Origin of the sequence: Stenotrophomonas sp. HMWF003 (assembly GCF_003061285.1) — a bacterium.
GTDB classification, from domain to species: Bacteria; Pseudomonadota; Gammaproteobacteria; order Xanthomonadales; family Xanthomonadaceae; genus Stenotrophomonas; species Stenotrophomonas maltophilia_AP.
The window spans coordinates 1-6,612 of the sequence record NZ_QAIW01000174.1; the positions used below are offsets into that span (position 1 = coordinate 1).

At 70.5% G+C, this 6,612-nt stretch carries 7 protein-coding genes; 2 read left to right on the forward strand and 5 right to left on the reverse strand.

Annotated elements, in window-relative coordinates:
* Positions 1 to 481: 481 nt before the first annotated feature.
* Entirely contained in the window at positions 482 to 991 is a 510-nt protein-coding gene (locus DBR34_RS07130; protein WP_128096270.1) for a hypothetical protein, read from the reverse strand.
* A gap of 146 nt (positions 992 to 1,137) precedes the next feature.
* On the opposite strand from DBR34_RS07130, the gene DBR34_RS07135 reads away from it, so the two are divergent.
* Positions 1,138 to 2,097 carry a pyridoxal-phosphate dependent enzyme gene (locus DBR34_RS07135; protein WP_128096271.1) on the forward strand — a complete coding sequence of 320 codons (960 nt, stop codon included), beginning with the start codon at positions 1,138 to 1,140 and terminating at the stop codon, positions 2,095 to 2,097.
* Positions 2,082 to 2,693, forward strand: a complete 612-nt coding sequence (locus DBR34_RS07140) for a YdcF family protein (protein ID WP_128096272.1) — start codon at positions 2,082 to 2,084, stop codon at positions 2,691 to 2,693. Before DBR34_RS07135 ends, DBR34_RS07140 begins: the two co-directional genes overlap by 16 nt.
* Before the next feature lie 101 nt (positions 2,694 to 2,794).
* On the opposite strand, the gene bioC is transcribed toward DBR34_RS07140, so the two are convergent.
* From bioC to bioF, 4 genes are read right to left on the reverse strand one after another with little or no spacing between them, the layout of a single operon-like run.
* Positions 2,795 to 3,679: a malonyl-ACP O-methyltransferase BioC gene (gene bioC / locus DBR34_RS07145; RefSeq protein ID WP_128096273.1), complete on the reverse strand. Its 885-nt coding sequence runs from the start codon at positions 3,677 to 3,679 to the stop codon at positions 2,795 to 2,797.
* A 33-nt stretch (positions 3,680 to 3,712) separates the two neighbouring features.
* Positions 3,713 to 4,495: an SDR family oxidoreductase gene (locus tag DBR34_RS07150; protein ID WP_128096274.1), complete on the reverse strand. Its 783-nt coding sequence runs from the start codon at positions 4,493 to 4,495 to the stop codon at positions 3,713 to 3,715.
* Positions 4,496 to 4,554: 59 nt separating this feature from the next.
* The gene (bioH, locus tag DBR34_RS07155; protein ID WP_128096276.1) at positions 4,555 to 5,316 is read right to left on the reverse strand and encodes a pimeloyl-ACP methyl ester esterase BioH; all 762 of its coding nucleotides are present in this window, start codon (positions 5,314 to 5,316) and stop codon (positions 4,555 to 4,557) included.
* A 16-nt stretch (positions 5,317 to 5,332) separates the two neighbouring features.
* Complete coding sequence (bioF, locus tag DBR34_RS07160; RefSeq protein WP_128096275.1) at positions 5,333 to 6,544, reverse strand: 8-amino-7-oxononanoate synthase; 1,212 nt, start codon at positions 6,542 to 6,544, stop codon at positions 5,333 to 5,335.
* Positions 6,545 to 6,612 lie beyond the last annotated feature (68 nt).

A 6,612-nucleotide genomic window follows, 5' to 3' on the forward strand; every position in this document is an offset into this window, starting at 1 on the left:
TTTCGATGGGGCTCGGGGGGCGCGGGGGGCCCGGAACGGCCCTGGAAGCAGGGCGTGGGTGGTGATTTTAGCGCCAATCGGGCCTGTCGCTGAAATCAACCCTCAAGTTGGCACGTTTTCTGCAGATAACCCAATAGCACCCAGGCTGGCAGGCGCCGTTTGGCGCTACGGACCGGAATTGGAACAGGGGCCGGTCCATGCGCAGCCAGGGGAAGCAGAAGGGCCGGCAGTCGGGGGACTGCCGGCCCTGTTTTTTTGCGCCCATGCCACGATCCAAAAACAGAAGGCCCCGCCATGGCGGGGCCTTCTGCGTTGTAGGTGCCGACATCCGACAGGGCCGGAACAGGGGGGATCCAGAGAATCCCGGCGGATATCGACATAGAGCTGGATGTGACGTGCCGTGTCGCTTTTGTCACTTTGCGACCGAGGCCGTCACCACCCGCCTAGATTGAACCGGGTAGGTGGTGAAAATCAAGATGGATCAGGGCTCAACTGTGCGCTGGTTCAAATTGTTCATGTTCCGCCACGGCGAACCGTTGGACCGCTGGGCCGGGCGCGGGGCCTGGGCAGGGCGTGCCTGCGGCGGCGGCGACGGACGCTGCTGCTGCTGAGGCGGCCGACCGCCCACCGAATCCATGTTCCGCCACGGCGAGCCGCCGTTGTACGACGGGCGCGGGCGATCCGGGCGATCCGGCCGCACCGGCGGATTGCCCCCGTTGCCCGGACGCGGCGGCGGGCGGTGGTTGTGCGGGGGGCGATAGTTCGGATACGGGCGGTAATACGGGTTGCCGTAGCCATAGCCACCCCCGTAGTACCCGCCACCGTAGTAGCCGGGGCCGTAACCGGACGGGTACCCATAGGGATAGCGGTACTCCACCGACGGCGCGCCGTGGTAGTAACCGCTGCCGGCACCACCGCCGACATAGTCGTAGGTGGCGCAGCCGGACAGGGCCAACAGCAGGCCACCGGCGAACATCAGGCGCATTTTCATGATGGGTTCCCCCCGAGGGTATGCGGCCAGCTTCGGCCCGGCGCATTGAATCGGCCCTTAACTCCGGCCCGATCCGCTGAATGATTGCCATCGTGTCACGTTCAGCCGGGGCGGTGCGAACCGGGGCCATACGTTAATCTTGCGTCATGAGCGATTCACCCTTGCCCTGTGTCGACGACCTGCTGGCGGCCGCCGCACGCATTGCCCCGCATGCCAGCGTGACCCCGGTGCTGCAGTCGCGCGCGCTGGACGGGTTGGCGGGGGCGTCGCTGCTGTTCAAGGCCGAGCACCTGCAGCGCGGCGGGGCCTTCAAGTTCCGGGGGGCCTGCAACGCGGTGTGGTCGCTGGACCCGGACCAGGCCGCGCGCGGCGTGGTCACCCATTCCTCGGGCAACCACGGTGCCGCGCTGGCGCTGGCCGCCCGGACCCGCGGCATCGCGTGCAACGTGGTGGTGCCGCAGGGCGCGGTAGGCGCCAAGCTGGCCAACATCGCCCGGCACGGCGCCACCGTGTGGCGCTGCGAGGCCAGCATCGCCGCGCGTGAAGCCATGTGCGCGCAGGTGCAGGCCCAGACCGGCGCCAGCCTGGTGCACCCCTATGCCGACCCGCGGGTCATCGCCGGGCAGGGCACGGCGGCGCTGGAGCTGCTGCGCAGCCACGGCCCGTTCGACGTGCTGGTGGTGCCGGTGGGCGGCGGCGGGCTGGCATCGGGCACGCGGCTTGCGCTGCAGGCGCTGGCACCGCAGACCCGGCTGGTGCTGGCCGAGCCGGAGGGCGCGGCCGATACCGCGCGCTCGCTGGCGGCCGGCGAACGCCGCATCGATTTCACCCCGGACACGCTGTGCGATGGCCTGCGCACCACCCTGGGTGCACCGAACTTCGCGCTGCTGCACGGCGCGGCCGAGGTCGTCACCGTGGCCGATACCGCCACCGTGGCGGCCATGCGCCTGCTCTGGCAGGTGCTCAAGCAGGTGGTGGAGCCGTCCTCGGCGATCACGCTGGCGGCCATCCTCGCCGCACCGGAGCGGTTTGCCGGGCAGCGGGTGGGCGTGGTGCTGTCGGGCGGCAATGTCGACCTGGATGCCTTGCCGTGGGCGCGCGCATGAGCCGCCGTGCCGGGGTCGGGCTGCTGGGGTGGGTGTGGCGGCTGTGCATTCTGCTGGTGGCCTGGCTGCTGGGCGTCACCGCGTGGATCGTGTGGGTGGGCGAGCGCGACCAGGCGGCCAAGGCCGACGCGATCATCGTGCTGGGCGCGGCCGCGTATGACGCCAAGCCGTCACCGGTGTTTGAGGAACGCATCCGCCATGGCCTGGACCTGTACGAGGCCGGCTATGCGCCGCTGCTGATCTTCACCGGCGGCTACGGTGGTACCGGCGCGCGCTTCTCCGAATCGCAGGTGGCGCGCCGCTATGCGCTCAAGCAGGGGATTCCGGACGAGGCGATCCTGATCGAGACCGCCTCGCGCACCACCCGCCAGAACCTGATCGAGGCGCGGCGGCTGATGCAGCAGCGCAGGCTGCACCGGGTGATCATCGTCAGCGACCCGCTGCACATGGCGCGCGCGCTGCGGCTGGCGCGCGAGCTGGGCATCGATGCGCTGGCCTCGTCCACGCCGAGCACGCGCTTCCGCAGCTTCCACACCAGCTGGAAATTCCTGGTGCAGGAGATCTATTTCTTCCACCGGGACCTGTTCCCGGCGTAGAGCGGGGCTCTGCCCCGCTGATGGCATGTCGCAGCGTCGTAGAGCGGGGCTCTGCCCCGCTGATGTGATGATGGTATTTCGCAGCGGGGCAGAGCCCCGCTCTACGGGGTGCGGCGGCGGATCGGGATGGCCGATACCGGCACGCTGGCCACGTCGTGGCCCTGTTCGCGGATCGGGGCGCCGGCTTCGGGGGCCCAGGCATGGGCGTAGATCACTTCCCAGCTGCTGGGCAGCTTGCCGTCTTCGCGGCGCAGCGGCTCGTAGGCGGCGCGGGCGGCGGCGAAGCGGCCGCGGCCGGTGAGCGTGTGGCGGCGGTCATGGCGCGCGTTGGTGGCACCGATGGCCTGCAGCTCGCGCATCAGCGCGGTCATGTCGTCGTAGGTGAGGGTGAACAGGTCGCGGTCCAGCACCGGGTCGCGGAAGCCGGCCATCATCAGCGCGTCGCCGAACTGCGCGATCGGCGCGAAGCGGCTCACGTGCGGCACGGCGTCGGCCTGGGTGAAGGCGTCGCGCAGTTCGATCAGCGTTTCCGGGCCGAAGGTGGAGCACAACAGCAGCCCACCCGGCTTGAGCACGCGGCGGAACCCGGCGAACACCGCCGGCAGGTCCTCGACCCACTGCAAGCACAGGTTGCTGTAGATCACATCCACGCTCTGGTCCAGCAACGGCAGCGCCTGCGCATCGGCGCATACGCGGGTGAACGGCTTCCACCAGCCGGCCTGCTTCTTGGCCTCGCGCAGCATTGGTTCGGCCAGGTCCAGCGCGATCACCTGCGCCTTGGGCCAGCGCTTCTTCATCGCCGCGGTGGCGTGGCCGGTGCCGCTGCCCACGTCCAGCACGACCTGCGGCTGGCGGTCTTCCAGGTAGTCCAGCGATTCCAGCAGGCGTTTTTCCACCTCGCGCTGCAGCGCGGCGGCGGCGTCGTAGCTGGCGGCGGCACGCGAGAACGCGCGGCGGACGTGGCGGGGATCGAAGCTGGACGTCATGGAAGGCTCACTGCGAAAACAAGGGTGCGAAGGTCAGAACGTGCCCGGGTAGGCGCCGCCGTCGATCAGCAGGTTCTGCCCGGTGATGTAGCCGGCGTGCGCGCTGCACAGGAAGGCGCAGGCGGCGCCGAACTCATCGGCGGTGCCGAAGCGACCGGCCGGGATGTGGGTGCGCTTGCGCTCGGCGATCTGGCCGGCGTCGATGCCCTGCTGCTGGGCCAGGTAGGCGAAGTTGCCGCGCAGGCGGTCGGTGTCGAACTGGCCGGGCAGCAGGTTGTTGAGGGTGACGTTGTGGGCCACGGTCTTGCGGGCCAGGCCGGCGACGAAGCCGGTGAGCCCCGAGCGCGCGCCGTTGGACAGCCCCAGGATGTCGATGGGCGCCTTCACCGAGGAGGAGGTGATGTTGACCACGCGGCCAAAGCCGCGCTCGATCATGCCATCCACGGTGGCGCGGATCAGTTCGATCGGGGCCAGCATGTTGGCATCCAGCGCGGCGATCCAGTCGTCGCGGGTGAACTGGCGGAAATCTCCGGCGGGTGGGCCGCCGGCGTTGTTGACCAGGATGTCGACCTGCGGGCAGGCGGCCAGGGCCGCATCGCGGCCGGCCACGGTGGTGATGTCGGCAACCACGCCGACCACCTTGCGTGCGCCGGGCAGCGCCTGCAGTTCCAGTACCGCGCGGTCGAGCACGTCTTCACCGCGCGCGGCCACCACGACGTTCACGCCCTCGCGCACCAGTGCACGGGCGCAGCCCAGGCCCAGGCCCTTGCTGGCGGCACAGACCAGCGCCCAGCGACCGGCGATTCCAAGATCCATGGGTCACTCCTGCAGTGAAAGATGGGCGTACATGATCGGCGATGCGCGCGGTGGATGGGTCAGGGAAGGCCGGCAACGAAGTGTTGCAGCTGCGTGGCCACCGCGTCGGTGTGGCCCAGGAACGGCGCATGGCCACCCTGGGCGATCACATGCGCCTGCGCGCCCGGCGCCAACGTGGCAGCGGCCTGCATGGCGCGCGCGGACACCAGCCGGTCGCGCGCGCCGGCCAGCCACAGACTCGGCTTGCCCAGCCCGGCCAGGGCGCCGCGCAGGTCGCTGTTCTCGAGCAGGCGCAGCCCTTCCTGCAGCGCACGCGCGGCCGGTTCACCGCGCGCGATGAGCATCTCGCGCAGCGTGCGCAGTTCCTGCCGGGCATGCTCGGAGCCCATCGCATCCAGGGCGAGGAAACGCTCCAGGGTGCCGCGGTAGTCCTGCGCCAGGTCCTGCCCGAACTGTTCGAACACCGCCGGCTCCACCGCGTGCGGCCAGTCGTCGCCGCGCACGAAACGCGGGGTCGCGGCGATCATCACCACCGCGCGCACCTGCGGCAGCGTGGCGGCGGCATGCAGGGCGAACAGCCCACCCAGCGACCACCCGCACCATACGGCCGGTGGCGTGGCGGCGGCGATGGCGTTGACCACGTGGGGCAGCCGCAGCGGCGTGGGATCGTCGTGGCTGAAGCCATGGCCGGGCAGGTCCACCAGGTGCAGTTGGTACTGCGCGGCCAGGCGGTCCACCAGGGGCGCGAACACGCCCCCATGCAGTGCCCAGCCATGGATGAGCACCAGCGCCGGCCCGCTGCCGACCACCTCGATATGCAGGCTCACAGCACCGGGCTCACGCGCTCAGTGCATCCAGCGACTGCTGGCGCAGCACGGTATCGCGCGCGTGCCCGATCGCGTCGGTAAGCGCGCGCACCTGCGCCGGGGTGTGCAGCGCCGACAAGGTCACGCGCAGGCGCGCCTTCCCTTCGGGCACGGTGGGCGGACGGATCGCGCTGACCAGGAAGCCGGAGGCTTCCAGTGCGGCCGACAACGCCATCACGGTGGACTCGGCGCCGCACAGCAACGGCTGGATCGGCGTATCCGACGGCATCAGTTCCAACCCGTGCTGGCGCGCACCGGCACGGAACACGGCGATCAGCTCGCCGAGTTTTTCGCGTCGCCAGTCGTCACGCCGGGCCAGTTTCACCGCCGCCAGCGATGCGGCCGCCTGTGCCGGCGACACCGCCGTGGTGTAGATGTACGGGCGTGCGGTTTCGGCCAGGTGCTGGATCAGGGCCTCATCGCCCAGCACCACCGCGCCACTGCCACCCAGCGCCTTGCCCAGGGTGGCCAGCTGCAGCGGCACGTCGGCCACGCCCAGGCCGGCATCGGCCACGCAGCCGCGGCCGTGTTCGCCGACCACGCCGATGCCATGCGCGTCGTCCACGTACAACAGCGCTTCCTGCATGCGCGCCACCAGCGACAGCGAGCGCAGCGGGGCGATGTCGCCGTCCATGCTGAACACGCCATCGGTGACCAGCATCGCCGCGCCGTCGGGCGCGTGCTTCAACTGACGCAGTGCGCCTTCGGTGTCCAGGTGCGGGTAGCGGCGCAGCCGGCAGCCGGCCAGGCGCGTGGCGTCGAGCAGGCTGGCGTGGTTGAGCCGGTCCTGCACGCACACATCGTCTTCTTCGCTGAGCAATGCCTGCTGCACCGCCAGGTTGGCGGCAAAGCCGCTGCCGAACAGCAGGGCGCGCGGGTAGCCGAGCCACTCGGCCATTTCCCGCTCCAGCGCGTCATGCAGCGCATGGTGGCCGCAGATCAGGTGCGAGGCGGTGGCACCGGCGCCGTCGCGCGCGGCGGCGTCCTGCAGCGCGCTGACCACCCCGAACTGTTGCGACAGCCCCAGGTAGTCATTGCTGCAGAAGCCGGTGAGCCATTGGCCGTCGATCTCCAGCCGCACGCCGTCGCGACGGGTCACCGTGCGGCGCACACGGATGCGGCCCTGCGCGTCGCGGAGCTTGCGCTGGGCCTGGATGCGGTCGTGCAGGTCGGGGCGGGCCATGGTCGTCGGCTGGCATGGATGGGCGGTTAGCGTACCCGGTTGGCGGGCGCGGCGCTCTGCCCCGGGGG

Bases quoted from the DNA above. Each gene is read 5' to 3' on its own strand.
- DBR34_RS07130 (WP_128096270.1), bottom strand. From the start codon at position 991: ATGAAAATGCGCCTGATGTTCGCCGGTGGCCTGCTGTTGGCCCTGTCC.
- DBR34_RS07135 (WP_128096271.1), top strand. From the start codon at position 1,138: ATGAGCGATTCACCCTTGCCCTGTGTCGACGACCTGCTGGCGGCCGCC.
- bioC (WP_128096273.1), bottom strand. From the start codon at position 3,679: ATGACGTCCAGCTTCGATCCCCGCCACGTCCGCCGCGCGTTCTCGCGT.
- DBR34_RS07150 (WP_128096274.1), bottom strand. From the start codon at position 4,495: ATGGATCTTGGAATCGCCGGTCGCTGGGCGCTGGTCTGTGCCGCCAGC.
- bioF (WP_128096275.1), bottom strand. From the start codon at position 6,544: ATGGCCCGCCCCGACCTGCACGACCGCATCCAGGCCCAGCGCAAGCTC.